The organism is Streptosporangium sp. NPDC005286 (assembly GCF_040607515.1).
Classification (GTDB): Bacteria; Actinomycetota; Actinomycetes; order Streptosporangiales; family Streptosporangiaceae; genus Streptosporangium.
This window is the reverse complement of the sequence record NZ_JBEXGU010000166.1, coordinates 1-19,897: the sequence shown is the minus strand read 5'-3', so window position 1 is coordinate 19,897 and position 19,897 is coordinate 1. Positions and strand designations below refer to the sequence as shown.

Sequence of the window (19,897 nt, the reverse complement as noted above, 5' to 3'; positions counted from 1 at the left end):
CGGATCTGATGGCGCTGGGGGCGATCCGGGCCTGCCGTGACCGGGGGCTCTCGGTGCCGGGGGAGGTGTCGGTGGTGGGGTTCGACGACTCGCCGTTGATCGCGTTCACCGACCCGCCGCTGACCACCGTGCGCCAGCCGGTCCAGTCGATGGTGACCGCCGCCGTCCACACCCTGCTGGAGGCCATCGCCGGCACAGCGGGACAGCACTCCGAACTGATCTTCCAGCCCGAGTTCATCGTCAGGGGATCGACGGGATCCGGCCCCAAGGTGCTACGGTGACGACCTTTCTCCCCTGACCCCCTCCCGTCGCCCGAATCCATCCCCGCCCTTCTCCTCAAGGGGACCGGCATCACCGCCGGTCCCTCTCCCCGGCATGTGCACCATCCGGGCCGCCCACGGTCCGGCATCTCACTCTCGTTCGATCCACCGATCTCGCGCGCCCGCCCAGGAGGCCGGCATGAGTGTGCACGACCCGGCTCCGCCCACCGTTCCCCGGCTGCTCGCAGCACGGGCGGAGACCGATCCCGACCGCCCCGCCCTCGTCGCCGGTGAGCCCGCCGACGGATCGGGCGACCTGACCTTCGGCCAGTGGGAACGGCGTTCCAACGCCGCCGCCCGCGGCCTGTTCGCGCGCGGGCTCCGTCCCGGAGACCGCGTCGGCCTGCTGTTCGGCGGGGACGAGTGGCCCGCCTTCGCCGTCGCCTTCTGCGCCGTGCTCAAGGCCGGCGGCGTGGCGGTGCCGCTCTCCGCCCGCCTCGGCGACCATGAGATAAGCGACACCCTGCGGCGTTGCGCCGCCACGGGCGTGCTGCACGGGCGGCAGGCCCCCGCGCCCGCCGAGGAGGACCCCGGGCGGTGGTGGTCACCGGTGCCGGACAGCGGTGACGGCTCGCCGATCGGCGGCGTCGAGGTACGGCCGGGCGACCTCGCCCAGATCATCTACACCTCCGGCACGACCGGCACCCCCAAGGGCGTCGGCGCCACCCACGCCAACCTGACCCACGGCCGCCCGCTACGTCCTCGCCGCCGGGCCTACGCCCACTCCGAGCGTTTCCTGCACGCCTTCCCCATCGGGACGAACGCCGCGCAGATGATGCTGATGGACGCCCTCACCGCCCACCCGGCCGCGCTCACCCTCCCCGGATTCGAGCCCGAGGAGTTCTGCCGCCTCATCGAGGCCCACCGCGTGGGCACCGTCTTCCTCGTCCCGTCCATGGCCATCGAACTGCTCGGCTCCGGCGCCCATCGCAGACACGACCTGTCCGGGGTGCTGCTGCTCAGTTCCTCGGCCGCCGCGCTGCCCCCGTCCGTCGCCCAGGACCTGGCCGTCGCCTTCCCGGGGGCGACGCTGGTCAACTACTACACCTCGACCGAGGCGGTCCCCGCCCAGACCACCATGATCGTCGATCCCGCCAGGCCCACCTCCCTGGGCCGCGCCACCGACCCCGGTGACCTGCGCATCCTCGGTGAGGATGGGGAGCGGCTGGCTCCGGGCGAGACCGGCGAGGTCTGGCTGCGCTCCCCGGCGCCGCCGCGCTCCTACGTGGGCGACCCCGAGGGCAGCGCGCTGGTCTTCCGCGACGGCTGGGTTCGGATGGGCGACGTCGGCCACCTCGACGCCGACGGCTACCTCTACCTGTCCGACAGGGAGACGGACGTCATCAAGTCGGGTGCCCTGAAGGTCTCGACCGTGCGGATCGAGGCGGTACTGCACGAGCACCCGGCGGTGGCGGAGGCCGCCGTCGTCGGCGTTCCCCACCCCGTGATGGGCGCGATGCCCGCCGCCGCCGTACGGCTGGCGTACCCGGTGCCGATGGACGAGATCCGCGACTTCCTGTCCGGGCGGCTGGCCCGCCACGAGCTGCCGACCAGGATCGTGCCGGTCGAGGAGTTCCCCCGCAACGACCTCGGGAAGATCCTGAAGTCCGGGGTCCGCGAGCTGTTCGCCGCGCGGGGCCGCCGGGTCCCGCTGACCGCGGGGCAGGCCGGACCGCTGACCCGCGGGGAGACGGTCCGGGTGGCGATGCGGGTGCGCGACACCGTCGACCCGGGGATCCTGCGCAGGGCGCTTCGCGAGGTCGCCGCCGCCCACGAGGCGCTGAGGCTCACCTTCCCCGTGCTGGACGGTGTCCGCGTCGCCGAGATCGTGCCGGAGGCGGAGCCCGAACTCGTCCGCGTTCCGGTGGAGGCCGCCGTCGAGTACGAGCTGTCCCGGGGCTTCGACCTCGAACGGGGGCCGCTGCTCAGGACGATCCTGACCGACCCCACCCCCGGCGGGTCCCTGCTGGTGCTCTGCGCCTCCGCGCCGGCCTGTGACGACTGGTCACTCGAGACGGTCCTGTACGAGCTCGGCACCGCCTACGCCGCCGCTCTCGCGGGGCGTACGGCACCGGCCCCGCCGGCCACCGCGAGCTACTCCGGCTGGGCCGCCACCCGCCCCCCGGCCCCCGGTGTCCCCCGGTCCCCGTCACCGCTCCCGCGCTTCCCGGCCGGTGTCGCCGCGGCATACGGCTTCAGCCTGCCGCCCGAGACGGCCGGGCGGCTGCGGCAGGTGGCGCGGGCCCGCCGGGTGGCACCCGCCGAGGTGGCCCTGGCCTGCTGGGCGGCCGCGCTGTCGCGGGCCGGGGGCCTGCCTGAGCCGACGGTGCTCGTGCGCGAGCCGGGGCGCTCGGAACCCGCCCACGCCACCCTGGTCGGCCCGCTCGCGCTGGACGTGCCCGTCCGGATCGCGATCCCCGGCGACCTCGTCGATCCCGCCGCGCTGATCGGCCTCGCCGAAGCGGTGCCGGAAACGGCGGGGCATGCCGGCCGGTTCCGTTTCGAGGGCTTCCGTCCTGAGCCGTACCTGCCCGGCCTGAAGTCCGAACCGTACCCGCTGCCCGCGGCTCCGCCCGGCGACGGCGGGCCGTCCCTCACCCTCACCGAACAGCCGGACGGATCCATGTCCGGTGTCTGCGCGGGACCCGCCGCCGATGACCTCGGCCGGGGGTTCCAGCGCCTGTGCGACCTCCTCGCTCCCTGATCGCCCCCCTGACTCCCCCCTGATGAGCTCTCTCCCCCGAGCCCTCATCTGAGATCGGAAGTGATGCCAGTGACGTCCGAGATCGTCTCCGCACCCGTTCGGGCCTCGCTCGCCCAGCAGGGAATATGGTTCAACGAACGGCTGGGCGGCATCGGGACCGTCTACACGATGCCGTTCTCCGTCACCTTCGACGGCCCCCTCGACGCGGGTGCCCTGGCCGCCGCCTGGGAGGCGCTCGTCGCCCGCCATCCCGTGCTGGCCCGCGCGGTCGAGGAGCGACAGGGTGTGCCCTACCTGGTACCCGCCGTCCCACCCGAGTTACGCGTGCTGGACACCCCGCGGGAACGGCTCGCGGAACTGGTGCGGGCCGAGATCCTGCGCCCCTTCGACCTGGCCGCCGGACCCCTGGTGCGGACGGTCCTGTACCGGGAGGGCGCCGGGCGGGCGACGCTGCTGGTCGTGGCACACCACATCGTCTTCGACGGCGAGTCCACCTCGGTGCTCCTGCGCGACCTCGCCGAGCTCTACCGGGCCGAGGTCACCGGAACCTCCGCGGACCTGCCCGAGCTGCGCCACGAGGAGCCGGGCGCCGGGCGCGTCGAGGCCGGGCTCTCCTTCGCCAGGGAGTTCTGGAACTCGCGGTGGCGCCAACCGGCGGAGGTGACCCTGCCGGGACCGGCGGGGGAGGTGGCGACCATGGTCGAGGGCGCGGTCGAGGGCGCGGCCGTGGAGTTCGCGCTGGCGGACGAGGCGCGGGAGGCACTGGGCCGGCTGTCGGAGGAGATCGGTGCCAGCAGGTTCGAGATCGTGCTCGCCTCGCTGCACGTGCTCCTGTACCGGTACGGCAACGCCGAGCCGACCGTCGCGGTCGATCTGGGCACCCGATCGCCGGAGACCCGCCACCACCTCGGTGCCTTCGTCAACGAGTTGCCCGTCACGGCCAGGCTCCAGCCGGACTGGAGCTTCCGCCGGTTCGTCGCCGACCAGCGGTTCGGCTACGGGCTCCGCTCCGACCTGCGTGGCCTCTACCGGGTCAGGGAGGTGCCGCTGTCGAGGGCGGTCAGCGGCGTACGGCCCGGCGTCTCGCTCGCGCCGGTCTCGCTCGGCTACCGCAGGCGCGAGGCCGCGCCCGCCTTCTTCGGCGTGGACGCCCACGTGGAGTGGGCGCTCTTCAACCACACGGTCCGCGGCGCCATGCGCGTGCACATCGTGGACGGGCAGGACCGGTTCGGCGTCGTCCTCCAGTACAACCCGGAGGCCATGGGCCGCGACGACGCCGAGCGGATCGCCGCCCACTGGCGGACGCTGCTCGCCGCGGCGGCGGCCGAACCGGACGCGCCCCTGGCCGGGCTGCCGCTGCTCGGCGCGGAGGAGACCGAGCAGCTGCTGTCGGGCTGGAACGACACCACAACCGACTACCCCGAGCTCACCCTGCCCGAGCTGGTGGCCGTGCAGGCGGCCCGTACTCCGGACGCCACGGCCGCCGAGTGCGGCACGGACTCGATGACCTACGCGGAGCTCCGCGCGGCTGTGGACCGCCTGGCCGGGCGGCTGCGCGCCGAGGGGGTGGGCCCGGGGACGCTGGTCGCGATCTGCGCGGGGCGCTCGCCGGCGACGCTGGTCGGGCTGCTGGCCGTGGCGCGAGCCGGGGGAGCCTACCTGCCGCTCGACCCCGGACACCCCGAGGAGCGGCTCCGTTTCGTGCTGGAGGACTCCGGCGCCGGGCTGCTCCTGACCGATCTCGCGACACGGGACCGCCTGGCCGGATTCGAGATCCCCACCCTCGTCCTCGAAGACCCGGCCGAGCCGGCCGCCCGCTCCGCTCCGGCCGGCTCGGAAGAGCCGGCGGGTCTCGGCTGGCCGTCGCCGGAGGATCTCGCCTACGTCATCTACACCTCCGGCTCCACCGGGCGTCCGAAGGGCGTGGAGATCCCGCACCGAGCCCTGACCAACCTGCTGCTCGCCATGCGCGACCGGCTCGGCTCCCGCCGGGGGGACGGCTGGCTCGCCCTGACCTCGCTGTCGTTCGACATCTCCGCGCTGGAGCTCTACCTGCCGCTGGTCACCGGCGGCCGGGTCGTCATCGCCCCCGGCGACGCCGTCAGGGACGGGCGCGAACTTGTCAGGATCGCCGGGTGCGGCGTGACCCACGTGCAGGCCACCCCGTCCGGCTGGCGGATGCTGCTCGACTCCGGGCTCGACCTGCCGCATGTGACGGCGCTGGCCGGTGGGGAGGCACTGCCCGCCCCGCTGGCCCGCGAGATCCTGCGCAGGACCGGCCGTCTGATCAACGTCTACGGGCCCACCGAGACGACGATCTGGTCGATGAGCGCGGAGATCACCGAACCCGTCACGGCGGTGCCGATCGGCGAGCCGCTCGCCAACACCCGGGTCCATGTGCTCGACGAACGGCTCGGCCTGCTCCCGATCGGGGTGCCGGGTGAGCTCTGCGTCGCGGGCGACGGCATCGCCGACGGCTACCGGAACCGGCCCGGGCTGACCGCCGAGCGGTTCGCGGACGACCCGTTCGGCCCCGGGCGGCTCTACCGCACCGGCGACCGGGTGCTCAGGCGGGCCGACGGCCTGATCGAGTTCATCGGCCGGCTGGACGACCAGATCAAGCTCCGCGGCCACCGCATCGAGCCGGGCGAGATCGAGGCCCGGCTGCTCGAACACGCTCAGATCCGCCGCGCGGCCGTGCTCGCCGGGGAGGACGGCAAGGGCGAGCGGCGGCTGATCGCCTACCTGGAGGCCGAGGCCGTCCCCGGTGACCTGCGGGAGCACTGCGCGAGGACGCTCCCGCCGTACATGGTCCCGAGCGACTTCGTGTGCCTGTCCCCGCTGCCGCTCACCGCGAACGGCAAGCTCGACCGGGCCGCGCTGCCCGCCCTCGACATGGGAGGAGAGCGGGAGGCGGGAGCGGGCCCGGGGGTGCCGGTCACCTACAGCGGCGTGGCCGCCGAGCTCCACGAGATCTGGTGCGAGGTGCTGGGGGCGGCGGAGGTCGGTCCGGAGGAGGACCTGTTCGAGCTGGGCGGGCACTCGCTCACCATCACCCAGATCGCCTCCCGGGTCCGCCTGCGCCTGGGCGCCGACCTGCCGCTCCACGTCTACTACGACGATCCCACGATCCAGGCGGTCGCCGCCGCGGTCGAGCGCCTGCGCGGGGAGGGCTGAGCACGTGCTGACCCACCTGCGGGACGCCGCCCGCGCCGACGGCGTCCCGCTCTCGCCCGGCCAGGAACGGCTCTGGTTCCTGGATCAGCTCAACCCCGGTGACGCCGCCTACAACGTCTACGTCTCGGAACGGCTGCGCGGACCGCTGGACGACGCGGCGCTGGCCCGCGCGTTCGGTGAGGTCGTGGCCAGGCACGAGGTGCTGCGCACCCGTTACCCGAGCGTGGACGGCCGGCCGGTCCAGGTCGCCGAGGAGTCCGGCCCCGGCCTGGAGCAGGTCGACCTGTCCGGTGAGGCCGTGCCGGATCCGGTCGTGCGGGCGCGGGAGCTGGTGGCCGAGCTGACCAACCGGGGGTTCGACCTGGCGGCAGGGCCGGTGCTGCGCGCCGCCCTCATCCGGCTGGCCGCCGGCGACCACGTGCTCTGCCTCGTCGTCCACCACATCGCGGTGGACGGCTGGTCGCTGGGCGTGCTCCGTGGCGAGCTGACCGCCCTGTACGAGGCGTTCGCCGCGGGGCTGCCCTCGCCGCTCCCGCCGCCCGCACTGCAGTACGCCGAGTACGCCGTGGCCCGCCGCGAGGCCCCCGCCGAGGAGGACCTGAAGTACTGGCGGGCCAAGCTCGCCGATCCGCCGGTTCTCGCGCTGCCCACCGACCGCCCGCGCCCCCGGATCAGGACCGCGCGCGGTGCCTACGTCTCGCGGATCATCCCCGGGCCGCTGGCGGCCGAGGTGGCCAGGCTGGCCAGGAGCGAGCGCTGCACGCTGTTCATGACGCTCACCGCCGCCTTCCAGGCCCTGCTGGCCCGCCACACCGGGCAGGAGGACATCTGCCTGGGCACCCCGGTCGCGGCCAGGGACCGGCCCGAGCTGGAGGGAATGATCGGCTTCGTCGTCAACACGCTCGTGCTGCGGGGCGACCTGTCGGGCGACCCGACCTTCCGCGACCTGCTGCGCCGTACCCGCGCGACCGCGCTGGAGGCGTACCAGCGCCAGGACACGCCCTTCGACGTCCTGGTCAACGAGCTCGGGGTGGACCGGGATCTGTCGCGCACCCCGGTCTTCCAGGCCCAGCTGGTCCTGCACGGCCGGGACCAGGAGGGGCCACCGCTGCCCGGGATCACCACCGAGCTGTTCGAGGGCGGCTTCGCCCTGTCCAAGTTCGACCTCTCCCTGGAGATCGGGCACGACGGCGACGGGCTGCGGGCGCACCTCTCCTACAACGCGGACCTGTTCGAACCCGGCACCGCCGAACGGCTCGCCGCCCACTTCGAGAACCTCCTGCGCTGCGCGACCGGTGCCCCGGACACCCGGCTGTCGGAGCTGGAACTGCTCGGCGAGGACGAGCGCGAGCTCGTCCTGGAACGATGGAACGGCAGGGCGTCACGTCCGGGCGCCGCCGGGGAGGTCACCACCCTGCACGGGCTCGTGGAGCGTGCCGCGGCCCGCTCGCCGGAGGCCGTCGCGGTCGTCTTCGGCGCCACCGAGCTGACCTACGGTGAACTCGACTCCCGAGCCGACCGGCTCGCCCGGGTGCTGCGCGGTCACGGGGTCGGCAGGGACGATCGCGTCGCCGTCTGCCTGGAACACTCGCCCGACCTGGCGGTGGCCGTGCTGGCCGTGCTCAAGGCGGGGGGCGCCTACCTGCCGCTCGACCCGGAGCAGCCCGCGGACCGGCTCGCCCACCTGGTCTCCGACTCGGGGACGACGGTGCTGGTGACCGCTCCGGCGCTGGCGGATCTGCTCCGCGCCCGGGTCACGGTCCTGCTCGACGGGGGCGAGGTCGTGGACCCGGGAGACCCCGCGGATCCCCAGGGCCCCGTGGGAGCGGGAGCGGGACCGGACGACCTGGCCTACGTGATCTACACCTCGGGCTCCACCGGCCTGCCCAAGGGGGTCGCCGTTCAGCACAGGCAGGTCCTCAACTACCTCGCCGACGTGCGCGAGCGATTCGAGATCGTGGACGGCGCCCGGTACGCCCTGCTGCAGTCGCTCTCCTTCGACTTCGGAGTCACGATCTTCTACCTGGCCCTGGCCACGGGTGGATGCCTGCACCTCGTCCCGTCGCGGATCTCCGGCCCGGACCTCGCCGACTACGCGGACCGGGTGGGGATCGACTACCTGAAGATCACCCCCTCACACCTGGGGGCGCTCACCGCCGAGGTCGACCCGCGCCGGATCCTGCCCCGCCGCATGCTCATCCTCGGCGGCGAGGGCTCGGCCTGGGAGTGGACCCGCGAGCTGGCCGCCCTCGGCGTCTGCCGCGTGGTCAACCACTACGGCCCCACCGAGGCGACCGTCGGCGCGACCACGTACGAGGTGAGGGCCAAGGACGACGTCCGGGGGCCGATCACCCCGATCGGGCGGCCGCTCGGCCATGTCCGGGCCTACGTCCTGGACGCCGGCCTCGGGCCGGTGCCGATCGGCGTGGTCGGTGAGCTCTGCCTCGGCGGCGACCGGCTGGCACGCGGGTATCTCGGCCGCCCGGACCTGACCGCCGCCGCCTTCGTCCCCGACCCTTACGGCGGGCCGGGGGACAGGCTCTACCGCACCGGCGACCTGGCCCGCCGGCTGCCCAGCGGTGACCTGGAGTTCCTGGGCCGCCGCGACCTCCAGGTCAAGATCCGCGGGTACCGGGTCGAGTTGGGCGAGGTCGACGAGGCGCTCCGCGCCCTCCCCGGCGTCGCCCACGCGGTGGTGGACGCCCGCGGCCGGCCCGGGGCACTGGAACTGGTCGCCTACCTGGTCGCGGCGGGGACATCCGGGGAACCCGAGGCCGGCGGCACCGGCCAGGCCCCCGCCGGATCGGGCGTGGCCGAGCTGCGCGGGCGGCTGCGGGCCGTGCTGCCCGACTACATGGTGCCGACCCGCTACGTCTGGCTGGAGCGGCTGCCGCTGAAGTCGCACGGCAAGGTCGACAGGGCCGTGCTTCCCGATCCCGGGGCGGCCGGACCGGATCGGACCGGGGAGTTCGAGCAGCCCTCCGGGATGGTCGAGGAGGCCGTCGCGGCGGCGTTCGCGCAGGTGCTCGGGGTGGAACGGGTCGGTGCCGGGGACGACTTCTTCGACCTGGGCGGGCACTCGCTGCTCGCCGTGCGGGTGGTCGCCAGGCTCCGCCGGAGCCTGGACGGCATGCGGCCGGTCAGTGTGATGGACCTGTTCGGCCACCCGAGCCCGCGAGCGCTGGCCGCCCTCGTCGAGTCGGACGACGGCGGGTCGCGCGGCCTGCTGTACGAGCTGACGCCCAAGATCGCCACACCCGAGCTGTCCCTGGTGTGCGTGCCGTACGGCGGCGGCAGCGCGGTGGTCTACCAGCCGCTCGCCGACGCCCTGCCCGCCGGGTGCGCGCTGCACGCGGTGGCGGTGCCCGGCCACGACCTGGGACTGGCCGAGGAGCCACGCCCGCTGGCCGAGGTCGCCGCCGAGTGCGTGACCGAGATCCTGGCCAAGGTGTCCGGGCCGCTGGTGCTCTACGGCCACTGCGGGGTGGGCGGTGCGCTGACCGTCGAGATCGCCCGCCGGGTGGAGGCCGCGGGGCGCCCGCTCGAGGCGGTCTACCTCGGCGGGCTGTTCCCGTTCGCCCGGCCCACGCGCGGCGTCCTCGGCCGCTGGGCCCGTCTCACCCGGCTGGAACGGCTGCGCGCCGACCGGGGCCAGGTGAACTGGCTGACCGGAATGGGCGCCGACCTGTCCGGGCTGACCGAGGAGCAGCTGGCGTTCGTCGTGCGCAACATGCGGCACGACTCCCGCGAGGCGGAGGACTACTTCACCCGGCTGGTCGAGGAGGAGGCGGAACCGCTGAGGGCCCCGATCATCTCAGTGGTCGGCGAGCGCGATCCCAGCACCGAGTTCCACCGCGAGCGCTACACCGAGTGGGGGTTCCTGTCGTCCCGTACCGCCCTCGCCGTGCTCGACGAGGGCGGCCACTACTTCCTCAAGTACCGGGCCGGGGAACTGGCCGAGATCGTCACCACGGTCCACCCGGCCCTCGCGGAACCTCCGGTACCGGGGGCGGGGCCGCCGGAGCCCGCCGGCGGTACCTGGCGCCTCGCCGCCAGTTCCGGCACTCCCGGCATTCCGGACGCTCCGGGTGGCCCAGGCCGCTCCGGCGGGCCGGACGGCCGGGAGGCGCGGCGAAGGAAGGCGCCCGAACCGAGCCTGGCGCGTTTCCTGACGATCGCGGTCGGGCAGCTGGTCACCATCGTGGGTGCCACGCTCACCGAGTTCGCGATCCCCATCTCCACCTACCTGGACGGCGGATCGCTCACCCGGTTCGCCGTGCTCCAGGTGCTCGCGCTGATCCCCGGAATCCTGGTCGCCCCGCTGGCCGGAGCGATCGTGGACCGGTCGAGCAGGCGGGCCGTCATGCTCGGCGGCAACGTCGCGGCGCTCGTCGTACAGCTGATCACCGGCATCCTGGTGTGGAGCGGCGAGCTGGCGGTCTGGCACCTGTACCCGTTGCTCACCGCCCTGTCCGTCGCGCTGACCTTCCAGCGGCTGGCCTATGTCTCGGCCATCCCGCAACTGGTCCCCAAACGCTATCTCGGGCACGCCAACGGGGTGGTCCAGGCGACCACCGGCGTGGCACAGTTCATCGCGCCGCTCGGTGCGGTGGGGCTGCTCGCGCTCACCGGGCTGGGAGGCATCCTGGTGATCGACGTCGCCGGGTACGTCGCGGGTGTGATCGTGCTGCTCTGCGTCGCCTTCCCCGCGACGCTGGCCGGCGAGCGCCACGAGTCCGTCGCGGCGGAGATCGCCGGGGGCTTCCGGCTGCAGGTGAGCCGGCCCGGCTTCCGGGCCATGCTGGTCTTCTTCGCGCTCTTCAACCTGGTGCTCTCCCCGGTGTTCCTGCTCTTCTCGCCGCTGGTGCTCTCCTTCGGGACGCTCGGCGACGCGGGGTTCGTCGCGCTGCTCGGCGGCGCGGGCGCGGTGACCGGCGGCCTGGTCATGAGCGTGTGGGGTGGCCCGGCACGCCGCCGGATGTTCGGCGTGCTCATGGGGACGCTGGCGCTGGCGGCCTGCTGTCTGGTGACCGGCGCGCACGAGTCGCTGCTGTTCGTCGGGGCCGGCGCGTTCGGGGTGTCCTGCTCGCTCGCGCTCGTCAACGGCGTCTACGCCACCATCGTCCAGGTCAAGGTGCCCCAGCGGTTCCACGGCCGGGTCTTCGCGCTCAACCAGATGGTCGCGCTGTCGACGATCCCGCTCGGCGTGGCCCTGATCGCGCCGTTCGGCGAGCGCCTGCTGGAGCCGATGTTCCAGCCGGGCGGCCTGCTGGCCGATACGGCGGGCGCGGTCATCGGGGTGGGGCCGGGCCGCGGCATCGCGTTCATGTACATCGTGTGCGGCCTGCTGGTCGCGCTGATCGCGGTCGGCGCGCTGCGCAGCCGGGCGCTGTCCCGTTTCGACGACGAGGTGCCGGACGCCGTGGCCGACGACCTCGTCGGTATCGAGGCCCTGAGCCGAAGGACCGGGCCGGACGGAAGAACAACGAGAAAGGAGCCGGTCCAGTGTCCCTGACCGTCCCCGCAGTCCACGTCAACTGGACCGGCCCGTACCGGGCCGGCCTCCGCCGCCACCGGGACCGGGCGCTGGAGAACGGTCCCTACGGCCTGCCGGTCGAGGAGATCCTCACCTGCGTGCACAGCGTCCACGCCTGGCGCTCCTTCCACGGAGGCGTCGAGCTGGTGACCGACGAACTGGGAGCCTCCTACGCCGCCGCGCAGGGGCTCGACGCGCTCTACGACCGGGTCGACACCCGCCTGGACGAGCTGGACGCCCTCGACGTCGACCCGCTCCTGTACTTCGCGGCGGGCAAGAGCCATGCGGCCCTGTCGCGGACCGCGCCGTTCGCCGTGGTCGACACCGACCTCTACCTGCGCCGCCCCATCGACCACCTGGAGCGCGGCGGGTTCGTCTTCGCGCACTGGGAGTCGGTCGGCAACTCCGTCTACCCGCCGATCGAGGAGATCCCCAATCCCGCGGGCCTGGACCTGTCCCGCTGGACGTTCGACACCCCGGCCGCGAACATGGCCGTCTCGGTCTTTCTCGACGACCGGCACCGCGCCGAGTACGCCGAGGCGGCGATGGCGTTCATGACCGGCAACGCGGGCCCTTCGAGCACCGCCCCGATCGTCCGCCAGACCTTCGCCGAGCAGCGCATCGCCCCCGCGGTCGCCCGCTCCCTCGGCGTGGACCCGCGCCCGGTCACCGAGCGCTTCTGGATCGTGGAGACCGAGGAGTGGGACGGGCCCTCCTACGCCGACCGGTTCCACCACACCTGGAACCAGAAGCGCCAGCTGCGCCAGTTCCCCGAGCTGCGCCCGGCCTACTGGCGCTACCTGCTGGAGGACCTGCTCTGGACCCACCCTTCCGCCGCCGACCTGCTCTTGTCGGTGCCCGCGCTCGAAGAGTGCGCCGACCTCATCCGGGCCGTCCGGCGCGACCTGGCCGCACACGGCCCCAGCATCCTCGGCTGGAGGAGGCCGTGACCCCGTACCGAGACCGAACCCGGCTGGAGGAAAAGGTGACCGCGCAGAGCACCGAGACGGAGCTGGGCGCCCTGTGGCGTCAGGTGCTCCGTGTCCCCGAGGTCGCCCCGGGCGACAACTTCTTCGAGCTGGGCGGCGACTCCTTCAGGGCCGCCCAGCTGGCCTCCCTGATCGGCGACCGCCTGGGCGTGCCCGTCACCCCGGCCCTGGCCTTCGACCGGCCCGAGCTGGGGGGACAGGCCCGCTGGATCGACGACGCCCGCGCCTCGGCCGCCCCGCCCGCCGCCGCTCCGGCGACGGGCGGGGGAGCGGCGCTCAGCACCCAGCAGGAGGAGTTCCTGCACTGGATGTTCGAGGGCGAGCCGGTCCGCGACATAGGATCCTGCGCCACCGCGATCCGTATCCGGGACGCCCTCGACGTGTCGCTCCTCACCCGGGCGCTGGAGGCGGTGATCGCCCGGCACGAGCCGCTGCGCACCGTCGTCACCGCGTCGGGGCGGGTCCTGGTCGCGGACGAGCTGCCTCCCGAGGTCGCCGAGGTCGTGGCCTCCGGTGACACGCCGCCGGAGCGCGAGCGCGACGCCGAGCGGATCGTCTGGCACGAGCGCATGCGCCTGGACAGCGTGCTGCGCGGCCCGCTCGTCCGGGCGCTGGTGGTGCGCGTCGACGAGGACGACCACGTGCTGGTCCTCGCCGTGCACCACTTCGCCTTCGACGGGTTCTCGCTGGGCGTCATGCTCAGGGAACTGGGCATCGTCTACTCGGCGTTGCGCACCGGCCACCCCAGCCCGCTGCGCCCGCTGCCCATGACCTACGCCGACTACTGCGCCTTCGCCCGAGAGCAGTGGCCGCGCAACCGGGCCTACTGGGACCGGGTCCTGGAGGGCGCCCCCCGCGACCTCACGCCGTTCCCCGGCCGCCGGGACACCGCCCTGTTCTCCCGGCGCAGGCATGCCTTCGAGATCGACGCGGGGCTGGCCCGCGGGTTGCGGGAGGCCGCCCAGGCGCGGGGCGCGACCACGTTCATGGCGGTGGCGGCGTGCTGGACCTGGCTGCTCCACCAGTGGACGGGGATGACGGATCTGGTGGTGATGTCACCCGTGCCGGGCCGCACCGCGCCCGAGCACGAGGCACTGATCGGCTGCCTGGTGCAGTCGCTCGTCCTGCGCTTCGACGCCTCGGGAGAGCCCGCCTACTCCGAGCTGCTCGACCGGGTCAGGGAGGTGTCGGTGGGCGCGGTGACGCACCAGTTCCACTCCTACCTGGAGACCAGGCTGCGGGTGCCGTTCCCCTCGCGGATCCACTACGAGAGCTTCGGCGCCCCGCACTTCCCCGGCCTGATGTCGGAGGCGTTTCCCTTCCCGCGCGAACAGGAGGGGCTCGACTGGGCGGCGAACCCGGGCGAACTCGACCTCAGCGCTCCCGAGCTGATCGTCGAGGAGCAGCGGGACGGTTCCATGCTCGCCGCCGTGGTCTACAACCACTACGGGTACGCCCCCGAGACGGCCGCCGAGCTCGCCGGGGCCTTCCAGCGCTACGCCCGCATCGCGGTCGAGCACCCGGACAGGCCCCTCCCCGGGCTGGACGCGGGCTAGGGGTGTTGCCCCGGCGGGTCGGTGACACGCCGGGGCGCTGCCTGATCACCGGGAAGGCCTCCGGGGGTGGCGGCGGCAGCCGTCTTCGTCGTCCGCCCGGCCGCGCACGGTGGCGGCTCCCGTCGGCGGCTGGAGCCGCCACGGGGCCCGCGGGTGAAGCGGAGGTAACGGCTGGCTGTGGGTCCGTCCTTGCGGATCGCTGACCAAACCCCGGGTGTGCGAAGATCTGCGCCTGACACACCTGTGGTGACGGCGATGGAGCGTACCAGAATGAAATCGACGAGACGGTGGGCCACTCCGGTGGCAGGGGTTTTCCTGGCGGGAGGCATGCTCGTCGCACTACCCGAGGCCACCGTGGCGGCGGCGGGCACCGTGTACTACGTCGATTCCAGGGCGGGGGACGACGCCGCGGCGGGCACCTCGGCCGCGGCACCCTGGCGCAGCCTGGACAACGTCAACGCCGCCACCCTGCGTCCCGGTGACATCGTGCGTCTCAAGCGCGGCAGCGGCTGGCCGGGGGCGCTGAGATTGTCCGGCCGGGGCACCGCCGCCGGCCCCATCCTGGTCGAGCCGTACGGCAAGGGTGCGGCCCCGAAGATCAGCGGCAGGGGCGAGGACTGCGTGGTGATCTCGGGCTCCTACGTGCGGGTGGTGGGGGTGCGGGCCAGCAACTGCCGGTGGGCCGGCTTCGAGGTCGGCGGCAGCCGCAACGAGCTCGACCGGATCATCGCCGACCGTAACGTCACCGGGGTCCAGTTCTTCGGCGCGTACAACGTGGTCAGGAACAGCGTCCTGAGCGACAACAACCGCATGAGCGTCAACGACGAGGGCGGTGACAACGACTCCGGAGCCTTCGGCGTGCTGCTCAACGGCGACGACAACCTCGTCACCGGGAACCTGATCACCGGCAGCTACGCGAGCAGCAAGGACTACGGCACCGACGGCGCCGCGGTCGAGGTGTTCAACGGTGACCGCAACCGGATCACCCACAACGTGGCCAGGGAGAACAAGACCTTCGTCGAGCTGGGCGCGCAGAAGGGCAAGACCGCCGAGGGCAACATCTTCGCCCACAACGTGGTGACCGCCTCGCGCAAGAGCACCTCCTTCCTCGTCACGCGCGGCGCCCGCCACGCGGTCGGGCCGGTGAAGGGCACCATCGCGGTGCACAACTCGGTCTACCTGTCCGCCCGCAGCACCCTCGGCTGGGCCTGCCACGACGGTTGCTCGCCGAACATCCTGAAGCTGCGCAACAACATCATCGTGGTCGGCGGGCAGGTGGGCTTCGAGGACGGCAAGGGAGCCGATGAGGACGCCGGTGTCTACAAGGGCCGTTCCCTCAAGTTCAAGCTCGGCCCCAGGTCGATCGTGGCCGATCCCCGTTTCAGAAGCCGGAAGGACCTGCGCCTGAGCCCCGGCTCCCCGGCGCTCGGCCGTGGTGTCAAGCTCGACCCCGCCTGGTACGGGGGCGCGAGCCTGGCCCGGGACCTTTCCGGCGCCGCACTGCCCGTAGCCCCCGCCGCCGGAGCATATCAATCCTGATTTTTACCTGTTTTAGGTCTTAGTCTGGACATCTCTCCGGAACCTTCGTGAAACCTGGCTAGGACAGTCTGGTGCGCAGAGCGAGGTGATCGGTGATGATGTTGCGGCTCCGTGTTTCCTTCCCCGACAGGCCGGGTGCTCTGGGCCAGGCGGCCCGGGTGCTCGGCACGCTGGGCGCGGACATCCTCCAGGTGACGGTCCTGGAACGTGAGGTCGGCCGGGCGGTGGACGACTTCACGGTCTCCTGGCCCGGCAGCGTGGACGCCGAGACGGTCAGGGACCGTCTCTCCGGCGTCCCCGGGATGAGGGTGGAGGGCGTCTGGCCCACCCGTGAGATCCCCGGCGCGGCACCGGACTACGACCTGCTCAAGTACGTCGCCGCCGATCCGGGCAGGGCGCTGGCCACCCTCGTGGACGCCATGCCGGATCTGGTGAGCGCCGAGTGGGCGGTGACCATGTCCTCGGAGAGCGGAGAGTTCGTCCACCGCAGCTGGCAGGCGCCGGCCGGCCTCGACGGGACGGGCGGTCTCGCCGGTGTCAAGAGGGCGGACCTCGCCCCGCTGCGACCGGCCGTCCTCGGAACGGGCGATCACCAGCTGATGAGCATTCCGGTGCCGGAGATGAGCCTGCACCTGGTCCTCGCCCGCACCGACGGCCCGCCCTTCCACCGTGTCGAGCTGGACCGTGCCATCCGCGTCCTGGAGATCGTCTCCATCATGGGGCGTGCCTCCCGGGCCTGAGTGTTTCCGATATGTCGGCTATTGGGTAGAAAGCGAGAAGTGGTGTGCTGCCACTTCCCGCGACCGTGCCTTGCCGCCCGTCGCGACCGGCTCCGTCGGGGCCGTCCGGCCACGGCCTGGCAGCCGGGTAACCACCGCGCACGTCCGCGTCAGCTCTCCCCCCGATAGACAGCGCAGGTCATATCGGTACCGGGCCCTCGCGGGTCCGCGAGGAGGGCAGCCTGATGCCTAACCGCCACCACACCGTGGCCATGAGCCTGCTGGGGCTCTGCCTGGGAACGAGCACGGCCTGCGGGAGCGGGGACTGGACCGCCGGGGTAGGGGTTCCCGCCGACCTCGTGCGAAACTCCAGCCCCGGGCAGAGCCCCGGACCCACCACGAGCCCCGGCTCCGCGACCCCCACTCCCGGACGGAGCACCGGTGCGGCACCCGTTCCCAACGGTTTCAAACCGATCGGCGGTCCCGCCAACGGCGTCAGCGTCGCGGTCCCGAAGGAGTGGGTCACGATCGACCTGACCAAGGATGATCTCAACAAGGGGCTGAAGAGCAGCGGGCTGTCCGGCCCCACTCTGGAGCAGGCCAAGAAGAGCCTGCAGACCCTGGTCGACAACAAGGGAATCTGGGCGGCGGACCCCGAGTCGGCCAAGACCTCCCCGAACGGGTTCCCGACCAACCTCAACGGCTTCTGCCAGGCCGGGCGGCAGATCTCGACGGAACAGCTGATCAAGGAGACCAGATCCCAGTTGGAGCAGCTCAAGGCCAAGGTCGTCGCGGCGGGGAAGGTGACGATCGGCTCCAGGGAGGTGGCACGGATCGTCTACACCTTCCCGACCAACGGCGTCGACGTCAAGGGCGCCCAGTACTACGTGCCGACCGAGAACAAGACCTGCATCGTCACGCTCAGCACCGACGCCGACGGCAAGCAGGAACTGTTCGACCGGATCGCTCAGACGATCCGGCCGGTCTGACGGCCGCCCCGGACCCTCAGCGGCGGCCGCCACAGCGTTGCCGGGCCCGCGGTCGCCCTTCCGGCGGCGCTCCGGATCAGCGCTGCGGAGGGTCGATGCGGGTGCCGTCCATGGTGAAGAGCATCAGGCGGGTGACGTCGACCCCCACCCTGGCGGACTCGCCGGCCCGCCAGACTGGGCGGGAGCCGAGGCGGACGATGAGGTCGGCGCGACGGTGGTGGCCGCTGACCTGCTCCTGCTCCTGCTGCGGCTCGGCGTCCCCGTCGAAGAGGTTGCCGGGGATCAGGCGGCGCAGGACCGACCGGACACGGCTGCCGGCGAGGGGGGAGGCGCCCAGGCCGTTCGTCCCGCGGCGGGGGTCCGGCGGCTCGGGCACGGCCACGGAGGTCAGGCCACTCTCGACGTAGGCGAGCCATTCGTGGCCGTGGTACTCCAGGGCGCGGACGCGGCCGAGGAAGGTCGGACCATCGAAGGTGTCGGGAACCGGGGCCAGGCAGTCAGGGCGCAGGCCGACGATGATCTGGTGGCCGACGTGCTGGGAGATGACGTACGCCCTGGGATCGGTCCAGGGGATCATGATCTGGTGCGGGCCGAAGTCCAGCAGGATGAACTGGTTCTGCGGGGTGCGCACGGTGGCCGCGAGCAGGTTGAGCTGCTGGGAACTGAGGAAGGCCGCGGTGAAGGCGGTCGCGGGGTCGTTGTACACCTGGCCGGGGGTGCCGACGTCCTGCAGGACGCCGCGGTTCATGATGGCGATCCGGTCGGCCAGGGTCAGCGCCTCGACCTGGTCGTGCGTCACGTAGATGGTGGTCACCCCGAGGGAACGGACCAGCGACGAGATCTCCATCCGGAGCTCGGTGCGCATGCCCGCGTCCAGGTTGGAGAGCGGCTCGTCCATCAGGAAGAGCGAGGGCTGGCGGACGATCGCGCGGCCCATCGCGACGCGCTGGCGCTGGCCGCCGGAGAGCGTTCCAGGGCGCCGCTCCAGGGTCTCGTCGATGTGCAGCGCCTTGGACAACTCCGTCACGCGTTCCCTGACCATCACGGGGTCGGCCTTGGCGATCTCCAGCGGGAAGGCGATGTTGCCGCGCACGGTCCGGTGCGGGTAAAGCGCGCCGTTCTGGAAGACCATCGCCACGTCACGGTCGCGGGGAGCGAGATCGTTGGCGAGCGTACCGCCCAGCCACAGGTCCCCTTCGGTGACCTCCTCCAAGCCCGCGATCATCCGCAGCAACGTGGACTTGCCGCAACCGGAGGGCCCTAGCAGAACGAGCAGCTCCCCGTTTTCCGCGCGCAGGCTCATGCGGTCGACCGCAAGGTAACCACCCGGGTATACCTTGCTCACATTGTCGAGGACGACGGTACTCATGCTCGCTCGTTCCTCCCGGGCGCCCCCGCCCGGATCCAGCCGTGTGATTGATGAGGTAGTACATCGCGACACTTGCCCGTGTGTCCATAGATGTCGTTAGAAATTGCTCATCTGATGGTTACTTCTACGTTCCCTGATGTGACGGTCAGTCGTGACCGGAGAGCTTTACCGGAATGCCACTGCGGGGGTTGGGATGTTACAGTTTGCGAAAAGTTGCAGAAACGAATTTCACCGCGGGTGTCGAATGCCGATCGGCTTGCGCCTGATTCGGCCGCATGGTGGGGTGGCTCATTGATGGACGGTGAACTCGCGCAGACCTCACGCTCCCGCTCCGACGGGACGGCGATTCGGCTGGCCGACATCGCCGCGCAGGCCGGAGTCAGCGAGGCCACGGTCAGCCGGGTGCTCAACGGCAAGCCCAGCGTGTCGCAGGCGACCAGGCAGGCGGTGCTGACCGCGCTCGACCTGATGGGGTACGAGCGCCCGCAGCGGTTGCGCCAGCGCAGCAACGGGCTGATCGGCCTGGTCACCCCGGAACTGGACAACCCGATCTTCCCGGCGTTCGCCCAGGCCATCGAGAAGGCGCTCACCCAGCACGGCTACACCCCGGTGCTCTGCACCCAGCTGCCCGGCGGCGCTCCCGAGGACGAGTTCACCGAGCTGCTGATGGACCGCGGGGTCAGCGGCATCGTCTTCGTCTCCGGGCTGCACGCCGACACCACGGCCAAAATGGATCGTTACACCCGGTTGACCGAGCGCGGACTGCCGATCGTCCTGCTGGACGGCTACAGCGAGCGGATCGATGCCCCCTTCATCTCACCCGACGACCGGGCCGCGGCGCGGCTGGCCGTTCAGCACCTGGTCGACCTGGGACACGAGCGGATCGGCCTGGCCGTGGGGCCACGCCGGTTCGTGCCGGTGATCAGGAAGATCGAGGGGTACCGGCGGGCGATGGCGCAGTTGCTGGGGGCGACGGAGGTCGATGAGCTGATCTCGCAT

General features: G+C 72.4%; 11 protein-coding genes. 10 read left to right on the top strand and 1 reads right to left on the bottom strand.

The window, feature by feature from the left end; translation table 11 throughout:
• From ABZU75_RS37750 to ABZU75_RS37710, 9 genes are all read left to right on the top strand, one after another.
• A partial coding sequence (locus ABZU75_RS37750) for a substrate-binding domain-containing protein (protein WP_355565346.1) occupies window positions 1-281 on the top strand: 281 nt, incomplete at its 5' end.
• Between the two features lie 178 nt (window positions 282-459).
• Window positions 460-3,024, top strand: a complete 2,565-nt coding sequence (locus tag ABZU75_RS37745) for an AMP-binding protein (RefSeq protein ID WP_355565343.1) — start codon at window positions 460-462, stop codon at window positions 3,022-3,024.
• Window positions 3,025-3,087: 63 nt separating this feature from the next.
• Window positions 3,088-6,201, top strand: coding sequence for an amino acid adenylation domain-containing protein (locus tag ABZU75_RS37740; protein WP_355565340.1), 3,114 nt, complete (start codon window positions 3,088-3,090; stop codon window positions 6,199-6,201).
• 4 nt (window positions 6,202-6,205) lie between these two features.
• Window positions 6,206-11,716 (top strand): amino acid adenylation domain-containing protein, encoded by a 5,511-nt coding sequence (locus tag ABZU75_RS37735; protein WP_355565337.1) that lies wholly within the window; start codon window positions 6,206-6,208, stop codon window positions 11,714-11,716.
• Entirely contained in the window at window positions 11,707-12,687 is a 981-nt protein-coding gene (locus ABZU75_RS37730) for a DUF6734 family protein (RefSeq protein ID WP_355565334.1), read from the top strand. Before ABZU75_RS37735 ends, ABZU75_RS37730 begins: the two co-directional genes overlap by 10 nt.
• The gene (locus ABZU75_RS37725) at window positions 12,684-14,282 is read left to right on the top strand and encodes a condensation domain-containing protein (RefSeq protein ID WP_355565331.1); all 1,599 of its coding nucleotides are present in this window, start codon (window positions 12,684-12,686) and stop codon (window positions 14,280-14,282) included. Before ABZU75_RS37730 ends, ABZU75_RS37725 begins: the two co-directional genes overlap by 4 nt.
• Window positions 14,283-14,552: 270 nt before the next feature.
• Entirely contained in the window at window positions 14,553-15,821 is a 1,269-nt protein-coding gene (locus ABZU75_RS37720; RefSeq protein WP_355565329.1) for a right-handed parallel beta-helix repeat-containing protein, read from the top strand.
• A gap of 95 nt (window positions 15,822-15,916) precedes the next feature.
• Window positions 15,917-16,561 carry an amino acid-binding protein gene (locus tag ABZU75_RS37715; protein WP_355565326.1) on the top strand — a complete coding sequence of 215 codons (645 nt, stop codon included), beginning with the start codon at window positions 15,917-15,919 and terminating at the stop codon, window positions 16,559-16,561.
• Between the two features lie 224 nt (window positions 16,562-16,785).
• Complete coding sequence (locus ABZU75_RS37710; RefSeq protein ID WP_355565323.1) at window positions 16,786-17,529, top strand: hypothetical protein; 744 nt, start codon at window positions 16,786-16,788, stop codon at window positions 17,527-17,529.
• 76 nt (window positions 17,530-17,605) lie between these two features.
• Here ABZU75_RS37710 and ABZU75_RS37705 read toward each other — a convergent pair whose 3' ends face one another.
• Window positions 17,606-18,898, bottom strand: coding sequence for an ABC transporter ATP-binding protein (locus tag ABZU75_RS37705; protein WP_355565320.1), 1,293 nt, complete (start codon window positions 18,896-18,898; stop codon window positions 17,606-17,608).
• A gap of 294 nt (window positions 18,899-19,192) precedes the next feature.
• On the opposite strand from ABZU75_RS37705, the gene ABZU75_RS37700 reads away from it, so the two are divergent.
• A partial coding sequence (locus ABZU75_RS37700) for a LacI family DNA-binding transcriptional regulator (protein ID WP_355565317.1) occupies window positions 19,193-19,897 on the top strand: 705 nt, incomplete at its 3' end.